Annotated in this window: 16 protein-coding genes and 2 tRNA genes; 5 read left to right on the top strand and 13 right to left on the bottom strand. The window is 72.4% G+C overall.

Going from position 1 to position 17,163, the window contains the following annotated elements:
- Positions 1-62: 62 nt before the first annotated feature.
- Together ACZ5WC_RS28210 and ACZ5WC_RS28205 are read left to right on the top strand one after the other, a co-directional pair.
- Positions 63-653 carry a lytic polysaccharide monooxygenase auxiliary activity family 9 protein gene (locus tag ACZ5WC_RS28210; RefSeq protein ID WP_468543437.1) on the top strand — a complete coding sequence of 197 codons (591 nt, stop codon included), beginning with the start codon at positions 63-65 and terminating at the stop codon, positions 651-653.
- Positions 654-679: 26 nt separating this feature from the next.
- A complete protein-coding gene (locus tag ACZ5WC_RS28205) occupies positions 680-2,332 on the top strand; it encodes an AMP-binding protein (RefSeq protein ID WP_468543436.1) in 1,653 nt (550 codons plus the stop codon).
- A 54-nt stretch (positions 2,333-2,386) separates the two neighbouring features.
- On the opposite strand, the gene ACZ5WC_RS28200 is transcribed toward ACZ5WC_RS28205, so the two are convergent.
- From ACZ5WC_RS28200 to ACZ5WC_RS28165, 8 genes are all read right to left on the bottom strand, one after another.
- A tRNA-Lys gene (locus ACZ5WC_RS28200) sits at positions 2,387-2,460 on the bottom strand.
- Between the two features lie 90 nt (positions 2,461-2,550).
- Positions 2,551-3,105: a hypothetical protein gene (locus ACZ5WC_RS28195; protein WP_468543435.1), complete on the bottom strand. Its 555-nt coding sequence runs from the start codon at positions 3,103-3,105 to the stop codon at positions 2,551-2,553.
- Positions 3,106-3,149: 44 nt separating this feature from the next.
- A complete protein-coding gene (locus ACZ5WC_RS28190; RefSeq protein WP_468543434.1) occupies positions 3,150-3,908 on the bottom strand; it encodes an IclR family transcriptional regulator in 759 nt (252 codons plus the stop codon).
- Between the two features lie 167 nt (positions 3,909-4,075).
- Positions 4,076-4,933 carry an ectoine/hydroxyectoine ABC transporter ATP-binding protein EhuA gene (gene ehuA / locus ACZ5WC_RS28185; RefSeq protein WP_468543433.1) on the bottom strand — a complete coding sequence of 286 codons (858 nt, stop codon included), beginning with the start codon at positions 4,931-4,933 and terminating at the stop codon, positions 4,076-4,078.
- Positions 4,923-5,564, bottom strand: coding sequence for an ectoine/hydroxyectoine ABC transporter permease subunit EhuD (gene ehuD, locus ACZ5WC_RS28180; protein WP_096625551.1), 642 nt, complete (start codon positions 5,562-5,564; stop codon positions 4,923-4,925). Before ehuD ends, ehuA begins: the two co-directional genes overlap by 11 nt.
- Positions 5,561-6,292: an ectoine/hydroxyectoine ABC transporter permease subunit EhuC gene (gene ehuC / locus ACZ5WC_RS28175; RefSeq protein ID WP_468543432.1), complete on the bottom strand. Its 732-nt coding sequence runs from the start codon at positions 6,290-6,292 to the stop codon at positions 5,561-5,563. Before ehuC ends, ehuD begins: the two co-directional genes overlap by 4 nt.
- An 18-nt stretch (positions 6,293-6,310) precedes the next feature.
- Positions 6,311-7,213, bottom strand: a complete 903-nt coding sequence (ehuB, locus tag ACZ5WC_RS28170) for an ectoine/hydroxyectoine ABC transporter substrate-binding protein EhuB (protein WP_096625554.1) — start codon at positions 7,211-7,213, stop codon at positions 6,311-6,313.
- A gap of 147 nt (positions 7,214-7,360) precedes the next feature.
- Complete coding sequence (locus tag ACZ5WC_RS28165) at positions 7,361-8,395, bottom strand: D-2-hydroxyacid dehydrogenase (RefSeq protein WP_468543431.1); 1,035 nt, start codon at positions 8,393-8,395, stop codon at positions 7,361-7,363.
- A gap of 260 nt (positions 8,396-8,655) precedes the next feature.
- Between ACZ5WC_RS28165 and ACZ5WC_RS28160 the strand changes: the two genes are divergently transcribed.
- Together ACZ5WC_RS28160 and ACZ5WC_RS28155 are read left to right on the top strand one after the other, a co-directional pair.
- Positions 8,656-9,420 (top strand): maleate cis-trans isomerase family protein, encoded by a 765-nt coding sequence (locus ACZ5WC_RS28160; protein ID WP_468543430.1) that lies wholly within the window; start codon positions 8,656-8,658, stop codon positions 9,418-9,420.
- 104 nt (positions 9,421-9,524) lie between these two features.
- The gene (locus ACZ5WC_RS28155; protein WP_468543429.1) at positions 9,525-10,640 is read left to right on the top strand and encodes an LLM class flavin-dependent oxidoreductase; all 1,116 of its coding nucleotides are present in this window, start codon (positions 9,525-9,527) and stop codon (positions 10,638-10,640) included.
- A gap of 21 nt (positions 10,641-10,661) precedes the next feature.
- Here the strand turns inward: ACZ5WC_RS28155 and ACZ5WC_RS28150 are convergent, their stop codons facing one another.
- Entirely contained in the window at positions 10,662-12,596 is a 1,935-nt protein-coding gene (locus ACZ5WC_RS28150; protein WP_468543428.1) for a putative bifunctional diguanylate cyclase/phosphodiesterase, read from the bottom strand.
- A 397-nt stretch (positions 12,597-12,993) separates the two neighbouring features.
- Here ACZ5WC_RS28150 and ACZ5WC_RS28145 point away from each other — a divergent pair, with 397 nt between their 5' ends.
- Positions 12,994-14,238 (top strand): M6 family metalloprotease domain-containing protein, encoded by a 1,245-nt coding sequence (locus ACZ5WC_RS28145; RefSeq protein WP_468543427.1) that lies wholly within the window; start codon positions 12,994-12,996, stop codon positions 14,236-14,238.
- A 66-nt stretch (positions 14,239-14,304) separates the two neighbouring features.
- On the opposite strand, the gene ACZ5WC_RS28140 is transcribed toward ACZ5WC_RS28145, so the two are convergent.
- The 4 genes from ACZ5WC_RS28140 to ACZ5WC_RS28125 all read right to left on the bottom strand — a co-directional run bounded on the left by ACZ5WC_RS28140 (position 14,305) and on the right by ACZ5WC_RS28125 (position 17,111).
- A tRNA-Lys gene (locus ACZ5WC_RS28140) sits at positions 14,305-14,378 on the bottom strand.
- A complete protein-coding gene (locus ACZ5WC_RS28135; protein WP_468543426.1) occupies positions 14,369-15,058 on the bottom strand; it encodes a bifunctional DNA primase/polymerase in 690 nt (229 codons plus the stop codon). The genes ACZ5WC_RS28140 and ACZ5WC_RS28135 overlap by 10 nt, the downstream gene beginning before the upstream one ends.
- A 249-nt stretch (positions 15,059-15,307) precedes the next feature.
- On the bottom strand, positions 15,308-15,649 hold the full coding sequence (locus tag ACZ5WC_RS28130; RefSeq protein ID WP_096625566.1) for a hypothetical protein: 342 nt from the start codon (positions 15,647-15,649) through the stop codon (positions 15,308-15,310).
- Between the two features lie 127 nt (positions 15,650-15,776).
- On the bottom strand, positions 15,777-17,111 hold the full coding sequence (locus tag ACZ5WC_RS28125; RefSeq protein ID WP_468543425.1) for an AAA domain-containing protein: 1,335 nt from the start codon (positions 17,109-17,111) through the stop codon (positions 15,777-15,779).
- Between the last annotated feature and the right edge of the window lie 52 nt (positions 17,112-17,163).

The raw sequence follows: 17,163 nt of genomic DNA, 5'->3' as shown, positions 1-17,163 counted from the left end.
CGCGCGCAGCATGTCGAGCAATGCTCATGGAACCTCCCCCACGTTCTAGAGGAGCGACAGCAATGCGGAAAAGAGCAAGCGCGGCCGTGATCGGCCTGGCGATAGCGGGCGTCTCGGTGCTCGCGACCAACACCGCCAGCAGTCACGGCTACACGGACTCCCCCATCAGCCGCCAGAAACTCTGTGCCAACGGCACCGTCACCAACTGCGGCGGCATCCGGTGGGAGCCGCAGAGTGTCGAGGGGCCCAAGGGCTTCCCGGCGGCAGGGCCGGCGGACGGCAGGATCTGCTCCGGCGGCAACGGGCGGTTCGCTCAGCTCGACGACCCGCGTGGCGGCAACTGGCCCGCCACCCAGGTCACCGGCGGGCAGGGCTACAGCTTCCGCTGGCAGTTCACCGCCCGCCACTCCACCAGCGACTTCCGCTACTACATCACCAAGAACGGCTGGGACTCCACCAAGCCGCTCACCCGGGCCGCACTCGAATCGCAGCCCTTCATGACCGTGCCCTACGGGAACCGGCAGCCGCCGGCCACCCTGACCCACCAGGGCACGATCCCCACCCAGAAGAGCGGCAAGCACATCATCCTCGCCGTGTGGAACGTGGCGGACACCGCCAACGCCTTCTACGCGTGCTCGGACGTTAAGTTCTGACGCTCCATCAGATATCGTGCGGCGCCATGAGGAGTACCGGCACCGTCGCGGAACTCGTACGACGTCAATGGGGTGACCACCGGCCCGCCCTGAAGCACGGCCCCACCGTGCTCAGTCATCACCAGGTGGTCGAGGGCGCCGCCGCACGGGCGGCGCTCCTGGCGGATCTGCTGCCGAGCCGCAGCGAACCGCACCTCGGCGTACTGCTCGACAACACCCCTGAGTTTCCGATGTGGCTCAGCGCGGCGGCCCTGGCCGGGGCCGCCGTCGCGGGGATCAACCCCACCCGGCGCGGCCCCGAGCTGGCCCGCGACATCCTGCACACCGAGGCCCCGCTCCTGATCACCGCGCGCGCCCACCTGCCGCTTCTCGCGGACCTGGAGCTGCCGGGCGTACGGGTCCTGGTCACCGACACCGAGGCGTACGCCGCCCTGCTCGCCCCCTATGCGGGCGCACGCCCCGGCGACGCCGTCGTCTCCCCGGTCGGCCCCGGCAGCCGCATGCTCCTCTACTTCACCTCCGGCTCCACCGGCGCGCCCAAGGCGGCGATCTGCACCCAGGGCCGTCTGGCCGGGGCCGGGCATTCCCTGGCGGGGCACTTCGGGGTCCGGCCCGCCGACGTCCACTACATCTGCATGCCGATGTTCCACGGCAACGCGGTGCTCGCCGACTGGGCCCCCGCGCTCGCCGCCGGGGCCGCGATAGCCCTGCGCCCCCGCTTCTCCGCCTCCGCCTTCCTCGACGACGTACGCGCCTACGGGGCGACGTACTTCACCTACGTCGGGCGGGCCGTGCAGTATCTGCTGGCCACCCCCGAGCGCCCCGACGACCGGGAGCATCCGTTGCGCCTGGGCTTCGGCACCGAGGCCGGGGCGGTGGACGCGGCCCGGTTCCGGGAGCGGTTCGGGGTGCAGCTGGTCGAGGGATACGGCTCCTCCGAGGGCGGCGCGGCGATCCAGCGGAGCCCCGGCACCCCGACGGGCGCGATCGGCCTGGCCGCCCCGGGCGACGACCTCGCCGTCGTCGACCCGCAGACCGGTGCGGAGCGCCCACCGGCCCGCTTCGACGCGGGCGGCAAGCTGCTCAACGGGGACGAGGCCATCGGCGAGCTGGTCAACCGGGGGCCGACTCCCTTCGAGGGCTACTGGCGCAACCCGGAGGCGGACGCGGAACGGGCCCGGCGCGGCTGGTACTGGACCGGTGACCTCTTCTACCGGGACGCCGACGGCTACCTCTACTTCGCGGGCCGCACCGACGACCGGCTCCGCGTGGACAGCGAGAACCTGGCCGCCGCGATGATCGAGCACATCCTGGCCCGCTGGGAGGAGGCGGCCGCGGCCGCGGTCTACGCCGTCCCGGACCCGGTCACCGGCGACCGGGTGATGGCCGCCCTGGCCCTCCGGCCGGGCGCGGCCTTCGACCCGGCGGCCTTCACCGCATTCCTGCGCGCCCAGCCGGACCTGGGGACGAAGATGGCACCGCGGTTCGTCCGGATCGTCGAGCGGATGCCGGTCACCGCGACGAACAAGGTCCACCGGGTGGCGCTGCGCAGGGCCGGCTTCCGCTGCGCGGATCCGGTGTGGTGGGACCGGCACGGCGACGGCACGTACGCGCCACTGGACGACGGGAGCCTTGCCGTTCTGCTCGCACAGTACGAGGAGCGGGGGAGAGCTCGGTGAGTGGGAAAAGCGCAGTGGGCGGTCTCCATGAAGGAGACCGCCCACTGCGTGTCGTGCGCCGTCAGGGACTCGAACCCCGGACCCGCTGATTAAGAGTCAGCTGCTCTAACCAACTGAGCTAACGGCGCCTGCTGACTCGAAAATAATACCTGGTCCCGAGGGGTGCTGATGACACCCGCCGCCCCGGGCCGCCCCCGGGCTGCTCCGGGGCCCGTCCCCTACGCCGTCCCGCGCGAGCTCACCGCGTCCGGGAGCAGGGGCCCGATCCACGCGGCGAACGGCTCCCACAGCTCCTCCTGGGCGGCCCGGACGATCGCGTTGGGGTCCTCGGCGGCCTCCAGGCCGAAGCGGTCGCGCAGCCAGACGCGGAACGCTTCGTTCGCCGGGCAGGGGTCGTACGGCGCCCCGTCCGCGTCCCCCTCCTCGCGTTCGTCGTAGTAGTCCAGGCTGTCCCAGCTTCCCAGGGGGGACCAGCCGGAGGCGAGGACGCGCAGCAGTTCGGGCAGATCGCGGGTCACGACATGGACACCCCCCTCGTCCCCGAGCAGGAGCACCGGCAGCGTGGCGAGGTCGGCGCGGTCGTCCCGCAGCCAGATCGCGTACGTGGAGCCGGAGCCGTTCGCCTGGGCGAAGGGCCGGATGCGGTCGGAGAGCTGCGGATATCCGCCGTCGTCGTGGCCGAACTCGATCAGCTCGAAGCCAGGGGCGTAGTAGCGGTCGACGCTGTCGTCGAACTCCTTGAGGAGGTCCAGCGTGGGTGTCGGTGCGTGCATGGCGGTGACGCTACCCGGGCATCGGTCCGCCCCGGCCCCGGCGGCTACAGCGCCAGCGACAGCAGCACCGGCGCGGCCTGCCGGCTCAGGATGTCGGCCGCCGCCCGCAGCCGGTGCGCGTCCTCGATCGGCAGGGACAGGGCGAGGCAGCCCGCCGAGGCCCCGGCCGTCAGGGGCACCGCCGCGCAGACGGTGCCCACCGCGTACTCCTGGAGGTCCAGCACCGGGACCGTGGCCGACTGGGCGTCCAGCTGGGAGAAGAGGATCTTCTCGTTGGTGATCGTCCGCGAGGTGAGCCGGGCCGTCTTGTGCCGGGAGAGGTGATCGCGCCGCCCGTCGTGGTCGAGCTGGCCCAGCAGACACTTGCCGACCGCGCTGGCGTGCGCGGAGGAGCGGAAGTCCACCCACTCGTTCACCGCCGGGGTGAGCGGCCCGTCCGCCACCTGCGTCACGCTGATCTCGCCGTCCACGTACCGGCTGAGGTAGACCGCCGCGCCGACGGCGTCGCGCAGCTGGGTCAGGGTGTGCTGGAGCCGGACCTCCAGGGCCTGGCGGCGGGCCGCCCCGGAGCCGAGCAGGAGCAGCGAGGCGCCGATGACGTAGGCGCCGTCACTGACCTGCTCCACATAGCCCTCGCGGCGCAGTGTGAGGAGAAGCGGGGCGAGGTGGCCGGTCGGCAGGCCCGTCTCGCGGGAGATCTGGGCATCGGCCACACCGTTGCCGTGCTTGGAGACCGTTTCGAGCACGCGCAGGGCGTACTGCACCGAGTGGAACGGCGCGGTCGGCTCGGGCTTCAATGCCACGGTGTCCCCCTACCAGGTTGTGACCGCAAGCTTTCGCCCCACGATAGCGGCCGAAACCCACCCGCGGGGCGGCAGTTGGCGAGTCAGCGGGTGCGCCCCGGGGCTGTCAACTGGGGCGCACCCGTCTGGCATATGCCAACGTCATGAGCGGGAGGTTAACGGCGAGGTCACAGCACCGCGTTGAGGAACTCGCGCGTACGTTCGTGCGACGGATCGGAGAAGATTTTTTCCGGCGGTCCGGACTCCACGACCCGGCCCGCGTCGAACATCAGTACCTTCTCCGAGACGTCCCGGGCGAAGTTCATCTCATGGGTCACGCAGACCATCGTGATGTCGGTGTTCCTGGCGATGTCCTCCAGCAGCTCCAGCACCCCGGCCACCAGCTCCGGATCGAGCGCGGACGTCACCTCGTCCAGGAGCAGGATCTCCGGCTCCATGGCCAGGGCGCGGGCGATGGCGACCCGCTGCTGCTGGCCCCCGGAGAGCTGCGAGGGGTGGGCGTCGACCTTCGCCGAGAGCCCCACCAGGTCCAGCAGCTCCCGGGCCCGGGTCTCGGCCTCCTCACGGCTCTTGCCCAGCACGCTGACCGGGGCCTCGGTGATGTTCTGGAGCACCTTCATGTTCGGAAAGAGGTTGAACTGCTGGAAGACCATCCCGATCTTCTTCCGGGACTCGCGCAGCTGCTTCTCACCCGCGGGCTTCAGGGAGCCGTCCGGGGCCCGTACGTGCGACAGCGGGGAGCCGTCCACCCAGATCACCCCGTCACTGACCTTCTCCAGCGTCATCAGCAGCCGCAGGATCGTGGTCTTGCCCGAGCCGCTGGGCCCGATCAGGGTGACGTGCTCGCCGCGGTCGACGGTGAAGTCCAGCTCGTCCAGGACCACATGGTCGCCGTAGCGCTTCACCACCTTGTCGAAGCGCACCAGCGGCTCGCCCGTGCGCCCGGCCGCCGCGGCCGCGTCCCCGGGAGCGCCCTGGGAGGCCGGGGCCGCCGTCTTCTTGAGGAGGGAGGGGTCAGTGGCCAAGGCGCTTCTCCAGCTTTCTCATCAGCAGCGACGTGGGGTAGCTCGCGACCAGGAAGATCAGGCCGGCGAGGGTGAACACCTCGGTGTAGGCGAAGTGGTCGGCCCCGTACTTCCGGGCCTCGAAGACCATCTCCTGCACCGTGATCACGGCCAGGAACGGGGTCTCCTTGAACATCGAGATCGCGTAGTTCCCGAGGGCGGGCAGCACATTGCGCACCGCCTGCGGCAGGATCACGGCCTGCCAGGTGCGCCGGGGCGACAGCGACAGCGCGCGGCACGCCTCCCACTGCCCCTTCGGTACGCCGTCGATCCCGGCCCGGTAGACCTCCGAGGTGTACGCGGCGTAGTGGACGCCCAGCACCGCGATCCCGATGTACAGCGGCTCCACCGAGCTGAACAGCGCTGCCGCCCCCACCAGTTGGACGAGCAGCGGGGTGGAGCGCACGAACTCCGTGACGGCCCGGACCGGGACCGTGACGAACTTGCTGGGGGCGCGCCCGGCCACCGCGACGGCAAGCCCCAGCACGGCTGCCACCAGGGTGCCGAGCACGGTGGCGAGCAGGGTGACCCGGAACCCTTCCAGCAGCAGGGGCAGGGACTCCCCGACGGCGTTCCAGTCGAAGCCGTTCACCGGGTACCTCCCACGGCGGTCGCGGTCGTGCTGCGGCTCTTGAGCAGGCCCTTCGCACCGGTGTCCAGGCCGAGCCGCCGCTTGGCGCCGCGCTCCAGCAGGTTCATCAGCAGGGTCAGCGCGTAGGCCAGGACGAAGTAGGCAGCCAGCAGGATCAGATAGGCGGTCAGGGTCTCACCGGTACGGTCGCGCAGCTGCTGGATCACCGTCATCAGGTCGGCGGCCGAGATCAGCCACAGCAGCGGGGTGCACTTCAGCAGCTGGATCAGCAGATTGGTGAAGCTCGGGATCATCTGCACCCAGGCCTGCGGCAGGATCACCTTCCACAGCCGCCTGGCCGGGCTGAGGTTGAGCGCGATCGCCGCCTCGTACTGCCCGCGTGGTACGGAGTTGATGGCACCGCGCACCACTTCGGCACCGTACGCACCGTAGTTGAGGCCGAACGCGACCACCCCGCAGATCAGCGGGGTCAGTTCGTAGCCGGTCAGCAGCGGCATCGCGTAGTAGAGCCAGAACAGCTGGATGTAGAGGGAGGTCCCCCGGAAGAACTCCACGACCACCCGGGAGGACCCGCGCGCCAGGAGCAGCTTGCTGCCCGCCATCAGCCCGAGCGCGAAGGCCAGCGCCCCGGCCAGCAGCGCGCCCAGGACCGTGGCCTGCAGCGTCACCCACAGGCCCGAACGGACCTGGGGGAACTCCTCGACGAGGAGGGAGAAGAAGTCACTCATGCGTGTGCGTCCGCCCCGTCAGCCCTTGCACAGATCCGCGGTCTTCAGGTCGGCGGGCGGGATCTCCGTCTCCCCGAACCCGTACGGCTCCAGCAGCTGCACATAGCGCGAGCGGTCCGAGACGATCTTCTTGAGCTCGCGGTTGAAGGAGTCCCGCAGGTCCTCGTTGCCCTTGCGGAAGACCGCGCCGCCCGGCGAGAACTGCTCCTTGCCGTCCAGCTTCGGCAGGAACGCCTCGGTGACCTCGGTGTCCGGGTTGGTCTTCGCCAGCCAGCGCAGCGAGATCCCGGTGAGCAGGAACGCGTCGATCCGGCCGCCCTTGACGGCGTCGGCCCCGTCCTGCGGCTTCTGCAACGTCTTGATCCTGTCCTCGGGGATGCCCGCGCCCTCGGCGTAACTGCCCTCCACCGCACCGGACATCACGCCGACGGTGATCCCGGCCTCCTTGGCGGAGGCCAGGTCGGTGATGTTCTTCGGGTTGCCCTTCTTCACCATCAGCGCGGTCGGCGAGATGAACTCCGGCTCGGAGAAGATCGCATTGCCGCAGCGCTCCGGGGTGATGGCCATGCCCGCGCTGACCACGTCGTACTTCCCGGCCTGGAGGCCCGGGATCAGCCCGTCCCACTCGGAGAGCGTCGGCTTCAGCTCATCCACGCCCAGCGCCTTGAAGATCTCCCGGTGCAGGGTCGGGGCCTCGCCCTTCAGTTCCTTGCCCTCCAGGTAGCCGTACGGCGCCTCGTTGGCGTACGCCACGCGCACGAAGCCCTGCTTGCGGAGCTTGTCGAGGGCGCCCTCACCGGTCGCGGCGCCGGAGTCGGTCTTGCTGCACGCGGTGAGCAGGCCGGGAACGACGAGGAGGCCGCCCACGGCCGCCGTTCCGTTGAGAAAACCCCGGCGGGACAGGTTCGGGAATTCAGCCATGGTTCGCAATCTCCTGGAGGTCGAACAGTCCGGACAGGGTGAGCGCCTGCCCCGTCCCGTACGTCTATGCAGGAAGCCGGGGCCTGTAACCGAACAGTGGCCGGAAGGTGACGTTCCCGTGCCCTGGGGCGGGCGGAGGGCGAGGGATCAGCCGGTGCCGGTCTCGGAGTCCGTGTCCGCGTGCGCGCCTGCACCCGCGTCCGTGCCCGTCTCCGCGTCCGTGCCCGTGTCCGGGGACGGGACGTAACCGCGTTCCTTGTCCACCACGTTCGGCAACGGCTCGCCCCGCGCCCACCGTTCGTACATCGCCACGAACTGCTCGCCCAGCCGGTCGCGCCACCCCACCGTGTCCCCGCTCAGGTGCGGCGAGATCAACAGCCCCGGAACGTCCCACAACGGGCTGTCCGGGCCCAGCGGTTCGTCCTCGAACACATCGAGCGCCGCGCCCGCGAGCCAGCGGCGGTTCAGCGCGTCCACGAGGTCGGCCTCCACCACGGCGGCCCCCCGCCCCACGTTGATGAACCGCGCCGACGGCTGGAGCAGACCGAAGAAGCGGGAGTCGAACATCCCGCGCGTCGCGTCGGTCAGCGGGGCCGCGGCGATCACCCAGTCCGCCCGGGCCGCCAGCCGGTCCAGATCCGCCACCCCGTGGATGGTGCGCCGGGCGGTCCGCCCCACCAGGGCCACCGTGACCCCCAGGCCGTGCAGCAGCCGGGTGATCTCCCGGCCGATCGGCCCCGCCCCGACCACCACCGCCCGCGTACCGGCGACCTGCTGCCCCTCGCGGTGGTGCCAGTGCCGCTCCCGCTGGAGCGCCAGGGTGCCGGGAAGGTCCTTGGCCAACGCCAGTACCAGCCCCGCCACGTACTCCGCGATCGGCCGCTCGAAGACTCCCCGCGCGTTGGTGAGAACGGTGTCGGAGGCGACCAGCTCAGGGCAGAGCAGCCGGTCCACGCCCGCGCTCGCCGCGTGCACCCACCGCGGCCGCGCCCCCGGACCCGGCCAGGCCTCCCGTACCGCCTCGGAGGCGAAGTCCCACACCAGCAGGACATCGGCGTACGGGAGCTTCTCGGCGAGCGAGGAGGCGTCCGCGTACCGCACGTCCACCCGGCCGGTCAGCCGGCCCAGGCGCGGGGGCTGGGGCGGATCGGCGTCGAGGACGAGCAGCACGGGGTTCGGCATCGCGGGTCGGCCCTCCGGCAGCGGTACGGACGCGGGAAACGGCGGTCGGAAGCGCCCACGCTCGCAGCAGGGCCCCCCGCCGTCAACGATGCCGGGCCGCGCGCCCGACGCCGCGGGCCCACCGGAGGAATACTGGGAACAAGTCGGGGCAAGAGTGGCCGGTCGCGCGGTCACGGCCCGCCCGGCAGGTCCGGCGGGCCGCCGCACCGCAACGGGGGCGGTGCCGCGCGGCGGGCCGTCGACGCACAGGAAGGGTGGACATGACGACCGTAGGACTTCTCTACCCGGGCCACGCCGCCGAGGACGACTTCCCACGGATCGAGATCCTGCTCGACACCGACATCCGGCTGCCCCTGTTCGCCACCGACCCCGGCGAGGACGACTGCCACCCCGGCGCACTGCGCGAGCGGGGCGCGCCCGGCCGGATCGCCGAGGGCATCGAGGAGCTGCGCCTCGCGGGCGCCGAGGCGCTGGTCTGGGCGTCCACCGGAGGCAGCTTCGGGTACGGCTGGGAGGGCGCCCACGAGCAGGTCGCCACCCTCGCCCGGACGGCGGGGCTGCCCGCCTCCAGCACCTCGATCGGCTTCGCCCACGCGGTACGGGAGCTGGGCGCGCGCCGCGTCGCCGTCGCGGCCCCCTACTCCGAGGACGTCACCGGGCTCCTCGCCCGGTTCCTGGCGTCGGCGGGCGTCGAGGCCGTCGCGGCCGCGTCCGCTGGGGCCGCCTCCTCGGCCGAGGCCGGGTCCTGGGAGCCGGAGCGGGTGAAGCGGCTGGCGCTGGAGGCCGACGCCCCGGACGCCGAGGCGGTGCTGATCCCGGGCACGTCCCTGCACACCGCCGCGTACATCCCCGAACTGGAGGAAGCGCTCGGCAAGCCGGTCCTCACGGCGAACCAGGTCACGGTGTGGGAGGGGCTGCGTCTCACCGACCGCAGGATCTGGGCCCCCACGCTCGGCACGCTGTTCTCCACCCGTGAGCCGGTGCCCGGGTCGCTGGAGCCGAAGGGCATCGAGGTACGGGAGTAGGGGCCCGTCCCGGTGAGAAGGCGGCCCGGCGGAATAAGCGGAGCCATCCTCCTGTTGCACCCCTCCGATACGTACGACGAGTACCACCGGGAGAGGGCCGACACGTGGACGAGATCCGAGGCGACGAGACGGGCGGCGACGGAATCCGAGGTACGGCGGTCGGCACGGCCCCCGTTCCGCTGTCCGTCCTCGACCTGGTCACCGTGGGGCAGGGCCGCACCGCGACCCAGGCCCTGCGCACCGGCGTGGAGATCGCCAGGCTCACCGAGAGCCGCGGCTTCCACCGCTACTGGGTCGCCGAGCACCACTCCATGCCCGGGGTCGCCTCGTCCTCCCCGGCCGTGATCCTCGCGCACATCGCCGCCCGCACCGAGCGCATCCGGCTCGGCTCCGGCGGGGTCATGCTGCCCAACCACGCCCCGCTCGTGATCGCCGAGCAGTTCGGCACCCTGGAGGCGATGGCCCCCGGCCGGATCGACCTCGGCCTCGGCCGGGCCCCCGGCACCGACGGCGCGACGGCGGCCGCCCTGCGCCGCAGCGACCGGCTCACCGAAGGGGCCGATGATTTTCCGCAGCAGCTCAGCGAGCTGATCCGGTTCCTGGACGACGACTTCCCCGACGGGCACCCGTACAGCCGCATCCACGCCGTGCCGGGCCCGGTCCAGGCGACCGCCCCCGGCGGGGTGCAGTCCGCGCACCGGCCGCCCGTCTGGCTGCTGGGCTCTTCCGGCTTCAGCGCGCGGCTGGCCGGGACGCTCGGGCTGCCGTTCGCCTTCGCGCACCACTTCTCGGCGCAGAACACCATCCCGGCGCTCGACCTGTACCGCGAGTCCTTCCGGCCCTCCGCGGTGCTGGACGCCCCGTACGCCCTGATCGGGGTCTCGGCGCTGGCCGCCGACGACGAGCACGAGGCCCGCCGCCAGGTGCTGACCGGCGCTCTGTCGATGGTCCGGCTGCGCACCGGGCGGCCGGGGCTGATCCCGAGCCCGGCGGAGGCGGAGGCGTACGCCTTCTCCCCGATGGAACGGGAGTTCGTCGACGGCTGGCTCGCCAACGTCGTCCACGGCACCGCAGACGAGGTCCGCACCGGCCTGGACGACCTGGCCAAGCGCACGGGCGCGGACGAGCTGATGATCACCGCGAACGCGCACGGCGGGGACGCCCGGCTGCGGAGCTACGACCTGATCGCGGACGCGTACGGACTGCCCGCCGCCCCCTGACCGGCGCTCCCGTGGCCCCGGTCAGCCCTCCAGCGGCCGGGACCCGATCAGCCCGGCGATCCGCTCCGGCGCCACGGCCCGCGAGTACAGCCAGCCCTGCCCCGTGTCGCAGCCGATCCGCCGCAGCCGCTCCGCCTGCCCGGCCGTCTCCACGCACTCCGCGGTGACGGTCAGGCCCAGGCGGTGCGCCAGCTGCACCATGGCCTCCACGATCGTCTCGTCGGCCGGGCTCGGGTGCGTACCGTCCTCGTACCGGAAGCCCTTCACGAACGCGCCGTCCAGTTTCAGTACGGAGACGGGCAGCCTGCTCAGATAGGCGAGGTTCGAATACCCGGTCCCGAAGTCGTCGATGGCGATCCGTACGCCCATGTCGCTCAGCGCCTGGAGCGCCCGCAGCGGGCGGCCGCCCGAGCCCATCACCGCGGACTCGGTCAGCTCCAGCTGGAGCAGCCCGGGAGCGAGCTCCGTCTCGGCCAGGATCTCGGCCACGTCGGCGACCAGGTCGGAGTCCCAGACCTGGCGCACGGCGACGTTGACGCTGATGAACAGCGGCGGCTCGGCCGGGTGGTCCAGCTGCCAGCGCCGGGCCTGCCGGCACGCGGTGCGCAGCACCCACCGGCCGAGCTGCACGATCGAACCGTCCTCCTCGGCGATGCCGACGAACCGATTCGGCGACAGCACCCCGAACTGCGGGTGGTTCCAGCGCACCAGCGCCTCGACCCCGCGCAGCACCCCGTCCGCCATCCCGACCAGCGGCTGGTACTCCAGCGTGAACTCCCCGCGCTCCACGGCGGGCCGGAGCGTGGAGGACAGCGACTGCCGGGTCATGCGATGGGCATTGCGCTCGGGGTCGAACAGGGTCCAGCGGCCTTTGCCGTCGGCCTTCGCCCAGTACAGCGTGGTGTCGGCGGCCTGCATCAGACCGGTGGGCGAGGTGCCCGCCGCGGCCCGCTCCACCACTCCGATCGACGCGGAGACCGAGAACCGCTGCCCGGCGAGGTCGAACGGCTGCTGGAGCGCGGCGAGGACCGAGCGGGCCAGGTCGGTGAGCTCCTGGGTCCCGGCCGAGTCCTCGACCAGGATCGCGAACTCGTCGCCGCCCAGCCGTGCCACCAGCCGGCTGCCGCCGGGGGTGCGGGACGCGTCGTTCTCGGCGCAGTCGGTGAGCCGCCCGGCGACGGCGGCCAGCAGCCGGTCCCCGGTGCGGTGGCCCAGGGTGTCGTTGATCGCCTTGAAGCCGTCCAGGTCCAGGTAGCAGAGCCCGATCCGGGCGTGCTGCCGGGGCGGCATCGAGTCGTCCTGGTACGGCGGGGTTTCCAGGGCCGAGGCGAGGCGCTCGAAGAACAGCGTCCGGTTGGGCAGCCGGGTCACCGGGTCGTGCATCTGGAGATGGCGCAGCCGCTCCTGGAGCTCCCGGCGGTCGCTGATGTCCGCGACCGTCAGCAGGACCCGGGCGGGCTCCGCCGCCGAGGTGCCGGTCATCGGTACGACGGTGACCTCGGCCCACAGGGAGCGCCCGTCGGGGTGCTTGAGGCGGCGGGTGCAGCGGAAGCGGGAGCGGCGGCCCTGGAGCACCTCGCGGTAGGCGAGCCAGGTGCGGTCGTCGGAGGCGAGGTCGAACAGCTCGCACGCCTGCTGCCGGGCGAGGGCGGTCGTCGCCGCGCCGAGGAGCCCGCCGAGCGCCTCGTTGGCCCGCAGGACCCGGCCGCGGCCGTCGACGACGGCCATGGGGAGCGTGGCGGCGTTGAAGGCGGCGCGGTAGTCGCGCAGTTCGGACGCGGAGGGGCCGTCATCGACGACGGCGGTCGGCGGGGCGGGGGCCGTGTCGGGGTGCTGGGCGGCGGGCGGATCGGGGGCCGGGTGCGGGGCCGTCGTGTGACGCTCCGTGACCGGCGCGGGGGGCGTGCCGGGGGCCGTGCCTGCCGGGGCCCTCGGCCCTTCGGAGGTTCCGCTCACCGCTCGCTCCCGCTGTGAAGATTGTCGTGAACAGGTGGGGTCGGACAGGTCACCGGGTGGCGGCCCCGTCAAGGGGCCCGTTCCACGCGGGAAAGCGTGGTGAAGCATAGAGGGTGCCGCGTCGGCCGTTCCAGCTCGCCGTCCGGTGCGAGGCTCCGCCGGGGGTCGTGCGAGGAGCGTCAGCGGGCGGGAGGGCGCATTCCGGTTTGCCCGATCCTGATAATTTCTGTGCGAATCTGTTGCAATGGCCGATTTAACTGACCGATAGTGACGTTCCGTGAAGGCGTGGGCGGTGGTATTGACCGCTTACCCGAGTGGGGCAGCACAACAGGACGTGCCGCCATGAACCGGCACAGGGTGGACGAGATGGACCGCGTTTCCCCACCCGGAGGTCGATGTGCCGTGCCGTCGCGGACCTGGGGGAGCGGAACGGCCGACGCTGCGCAGTGTGGCGGCCGCCGCGACCTCCCTCCTGGCGCTCGCCGCCATGTCGCTCGTCGCGGGCCCCGCCGTGGCCGCCGCGCGGGGCGACGCCGCTCCGTGCGCCCTGACCCGGACATCGGCGCACCACTCGCTCGGCCTGGACACCTGGAACACGGCCTACCCGCGCCCCGGCCGGAGCCTCGACGCGGTCATGATCTTCCTGTCCTTCCCGGACTCCGAGCCCGCTCTCACCCCCGAGGTGCTGACTGCCGATCACTTCCCCTCCACCACCCGCTTCTTCGAGCGCGCCAGCTACGGCGGATTCACCCTGCGCCCCCACCCGCAGCGCGGCTGGACGCAGATGCCGCGCGACTCCACCTGGTACGCCGTGGAGCGCGACTGGAAAGCCGAGCGGCGCACCGCCTATCTGCGGGATGCCATCGCCGCCGCCGACCCTCACGTCGACTTCTCCGCCTACGACATCGTCTACCTGGTCGCCGACCCCGACGCCCCCGGCGTCGACTCCGACGCCACCAAAGTGGTCAACTTCGACCGGCCGCTGCGCGCCGACGGCACCGACATCCGGCGCGTGGTGACGCTCTTCGAGCAGCATCCGCCGGACCGCAACGTCCTCGCCCACGAGACCGGGCACGTCTTCGACCTCGCCGACCTCTACCACCGCCCCGTCGACGGCAAGGGCGACTGGGACACGTACGTCGGCGACTGGGACGTCATGGGCAGCCAGTTCGGCCTCGCTCCGGATCTGTTCGGCTGGCACAAGTGGAAGCTCGGCTGGCTGAGCGGGCGGCAGGTCGTCTGCGTCCAGGGCTCGGCCGACCTCACCCTGGAGCCGGTCGCCGCCGCCCCGGCGCCCGGCGGGTCGATCGGGACCCGGCTCGCCGTCGTCCGCACCGGCCTCGACAGCGCCCTGGCCATCGAGGCCCGCAGCGCCACCGGCAACGACCGGGGCACTTGCACCGAGGGCATCCTGATCTACCGCATCCGCAGCGGGACGGCTTCCGGCGGCGGGCCCGTCGAGGTGGTGGACACCCACCCGGAGACCGGGGCCTGCTGGGACCGCTCGGTCTACCCGCCGCTCGCCGACGCCCCGCTCGGGGTCGGGGAGACCTTCACCGTCCCCGGCGACCGCACCCGTATCGAGGTCGCCGACCGTACCCCGGCCGGCTCCTGGACGGTCCGGATCACCACCGGCGTCTGAAACCGGAATCCGGGAGGAGCGCACACGAAGAAGCCCCCCGCTTCCGCGAGGGGCTTCTTCCGTCGGTGCGCCGTCAGGGACTCGAACCCCGGACCCGCTGATTAAGAGTCAGCTGCTCTAACCAACTGAGCTAACGGCGCCTGCTGACGTCGTAGACATTAGCATCCTGATCCGCCCGAGGAAAAATCGAATACGCGGTGCCCCGGGAGGTCGCCGACCTGCTCACCCGCACGCACGCCCAGAGCAGCACGTCGGGGCCCGGCAGCCACGGGTTGCGGGTGTCCGGCGCCACCAGCCAGCGCGGCCCGCCGTCGGACGACGCGCAGGTCAGCGGCGGTACGGTCACGGCGTCCCCGGTGCCGTGACAGAGCAGCGGCGGCACCGGGCCCCGCTGCTCGCCGGAGCCCGCGCGGCCGCCGGCCCCCCACTCCTCCCAGGCGAGCAGCGACGGCAGTCGCTGGGCGGTGCCGGGGGCCGCGAACAGCAGCATCCGGCCCCGGTGCGAGGCGACAGGGCCGGAGCCGGGGCCCTCGGACCAGAGCTGCTCCAGCATCCGGCGCCCGAACAGCGCGGGCACGTTGACGACGTCGAAAGCGGAACCGCAGGGCAGCACCCCGGGCGCACCGGGGCGCTCCTCCCACTGGGCGAGCGTGCTGCGCGGATGGGCCGAGGCCCCGGCGAGCCAGGCGGCACCGGCGGCGGTGACCTGGGCGGCCTGTGCTCCGGTCTGGTCCCGCAGCAGGGCGAAGATGTCGACGCCGTGGTGCGCGACGGCGGCACCGGCCTGAAGGGTCGTTTCGTCTGTCAGCCATGCGCTCATGCAGCAAGGTCTACCGGGAGTGACGGAACTGTTTCCGAGAGTTGCCGGAAACCGGGACAGGGCGGGAGCGGAAGGAGTATCTTGCCCGCCGGAATATGCCACGGGACCTGACCCCCGGCCTGCTGCCGACGGCAGGCCGCAGGCGTCGGGCGGTAGGCGTCGGGCGGATCAGGTTCGTGGCCCGGTCCGGATTTCGTGGCCCGGTCCGGATCAGGTTCCCGGATCAGATGCGCGGATCAGATTCCCGGATCAGGTCCTGGAGGCGTCCAGCAGGGACCGGCCGAACTCGATCATCTTCTTCGCGTAGTCCTCGGTCCACTCCGCGCGCTCCGCGACATCCGCCGCCGTCAGCCGGTCGAACCGGCTCGGATCGGCGAGCTGCGCCGCCGCTATCGCCTGGAACTCCACCGACCGGTCCGTCGCCGCGCGGAAGGCGTGCGTCAGCTCGGTCGCGCGGGCCAGCAGCTCCCGGGGGTCCTCCATCGACTCCAGGTCGAAGAAGTGTTCCGGGTCCGCCGTGGCCTGAGACGGCTCGAAGAGCAGCGGCGCGGGGCGCAGCCGCTGCCGTTCGTTCCGCTCGGACTGTGTCATGTGGTGATCCTTCCTCGGGCGGCTCGGTGACCGGACGGCCCGGACGTGCCCGTCGGCCACCCTCCATTGTCCAACCCCGCGCAAGGGGGCCGGGGCGTACGCAGGGGGCGCGGGGGCGCGCCCGTGCTCAGGGCCGCCACCGCACCCGCCGCTCCGCGAGGTGCGCCAGCACTGCGTGGTTGGCCTCCCAGCCGTCGGGGAACTTCACCGTGACGCCCAGCTGGACCGGCTCCGTGGACGGGTGCTCGTCCAGCAGCTCGGCCACCCCCTCCCGGCACACCACGATGCACGCGTGCCGGTGGCGGGAGGCCAGCACGCACAGGCGGCCCGTCTCCAGGTGGAACGCGGTCGCGTCGGGGCGGCCCGACAGCGGGTGCAGGACCACCGTGACGTCGAACTCGCGGCCCTGGAGCCGGTTCGCCGTGTCCACCGCCACCCCCGTGACGCCCAGCTCGGCGAGGGCCGCCCGGACCGCCGCCGCCTGGTCGCGGTGGGCCGTGCCGACCGCCACCCGGTCCGCCGTCACCGGCACCGGCTCGTCCGCCCGCTCGCTGATGGCGACGCCGCCCCGGTCCAGCAGCCGCCGGACCACCAGCGCCACCGCCCGCACCGCCTCGGGGTCCGTACGCGGGGTGTGCCGGGCGGGCAGCTCCAGCAGCCCCCACCCGGACTCCGCCGCCTCGTCCAGCACCCGGTCCGGGCCCGACCCGTCCGAGGCCACCCCGAAGGAGAGCTTCCGGTCCCCGTGGTCCGTACCGCTGCGGAAGGGCGTGTACGGGTAGAACGCGTCCGACACCAGCGGGGCCGCCGACGCCGGAAGCCGCCACGACACCGGCAGCCGGTGCTGCGGCAGCTCCGGGTTGTGAGCGAGCAGCGTGGACACCGCGCTCGCCGACGGGTCGTAGCTCAGCCCCGCCCACTGGTCCGCGCCGACGATCGAGAACGGGTCCAGCTGCCCCGGGTCCCCGACGAACAGCGCCCGCTCGAACAGCCCGGCCACGGCCAGCAGCGCGTCCGAGCGCATCTGGTACGCCTCATCCACGATCGCGTGGCCCCACGGCTCCACGTTCTTCACGTGCGCCCACTTGGCGGCCGTCGAGATCACCACGTCGAGTCCGGCCAGATCGGCCGCCTTCGCCGATTTCGTCACGTTGTCGAGGCCGTCCAGCACTTTGTCGTACGGGTCGGAGTCGTTGCTGTGCAGCCGTCCCACCGGCAGCTCCGGCTCCTTCTCCGCGAGGCGCACCACCAGGTCGTCGACCTGGGCATTGGTCTGCGCGACCACCATCAGCGGGCGCCCGGCGGCGGCGAGCTCCAGAGCCGCCCGGACCACCAGGGTCGACTTGCCGGCGCCGGGCGGGGAGTCCACGACGATGCCGCGCGCATTCCCGCGCAGGGTGTCGTCCAGGATCGCGCCGGTCGCCCGCGCCGCCGCCGCGCCCGGATCGAAGACGGTGTTCACAGCGAGCCCTCCCGGATGGCGGCCGTCACAACAGGTCCCGCGACGAGGCTCG

It is taken from the genome of Streptomyces sp. NPDC033165 (assembly GCF_055577965.1).
The sequence above is the reverse complement of the archived record's forward strand: the minus strand, read 5'-3'. Positions and strand labels throughout refer to the sequence as shown.

Coding starts and splice junctions, on each gene's coding strand:
- ACZ5WC_RS28210 (WP_468543437.1), top strand. CDS start 63: ATGCGGAAAAGAGCAAGCGCGGCCGTGATCGGCCTGGCGATAGCGGGC.
- ACZ5WC_RS28205 (WP_468543436.1), top strand. CDS start 680: ATGAGGAGTACCGGCACCGTCGCGGAACTCGTACGACGTCAATGGGGT.
- ACZ5WC_RS28195 (WP_468543435.1), bottom strand. CDS start 3,105: ATGCACGCACCGACACCCACGCTGGACCTCCTCAAGGAGTTCGACGAC.
- ehuC (WP_468543432.1), bottom strand. CDS start 6,292: ATGAGTGACTTCTTCTCCCTCCTCGTCGAGGAGTTCCCCCAGGTCCGT.
- ehuB (WP_096625554.1), bottom strand. CDS start 7,213: ATGGCTGAATTCCCGAACCTGTCCCGCCGGGGTTTTCTCAACGGAACG.
- ACZ5WC_RS28165 (WP_468543431.1), bottom strand. CDS start 8,395: ATGCCGAACCCCGTGCTGCTCGTCCTCGACGCCGATCCGCCCCAGCCC.
- ACZ5WC_RS28160 (WP_468543430.1), top strand. CDS start 8,656: ATGACGACCGTAGGACTTCTCTACCCGGGCCACGCCGCCGAGGACGAC.
- ACZ5WC_RS28135 (WP_468543426.1), bottom strand. CDS start 15,058: ATGAGCGCATGGCTGACAGACGAAACGACCCTTCAGGCCGGTGCCGCC.
- ACZ5WC_RS28130 (WP_096625566.1), bottom strand. CDS start 15,649: ATGACACAGTCCGAGCGGAACGAACGGCAGCGGCTGCGCCCCGCGCCG.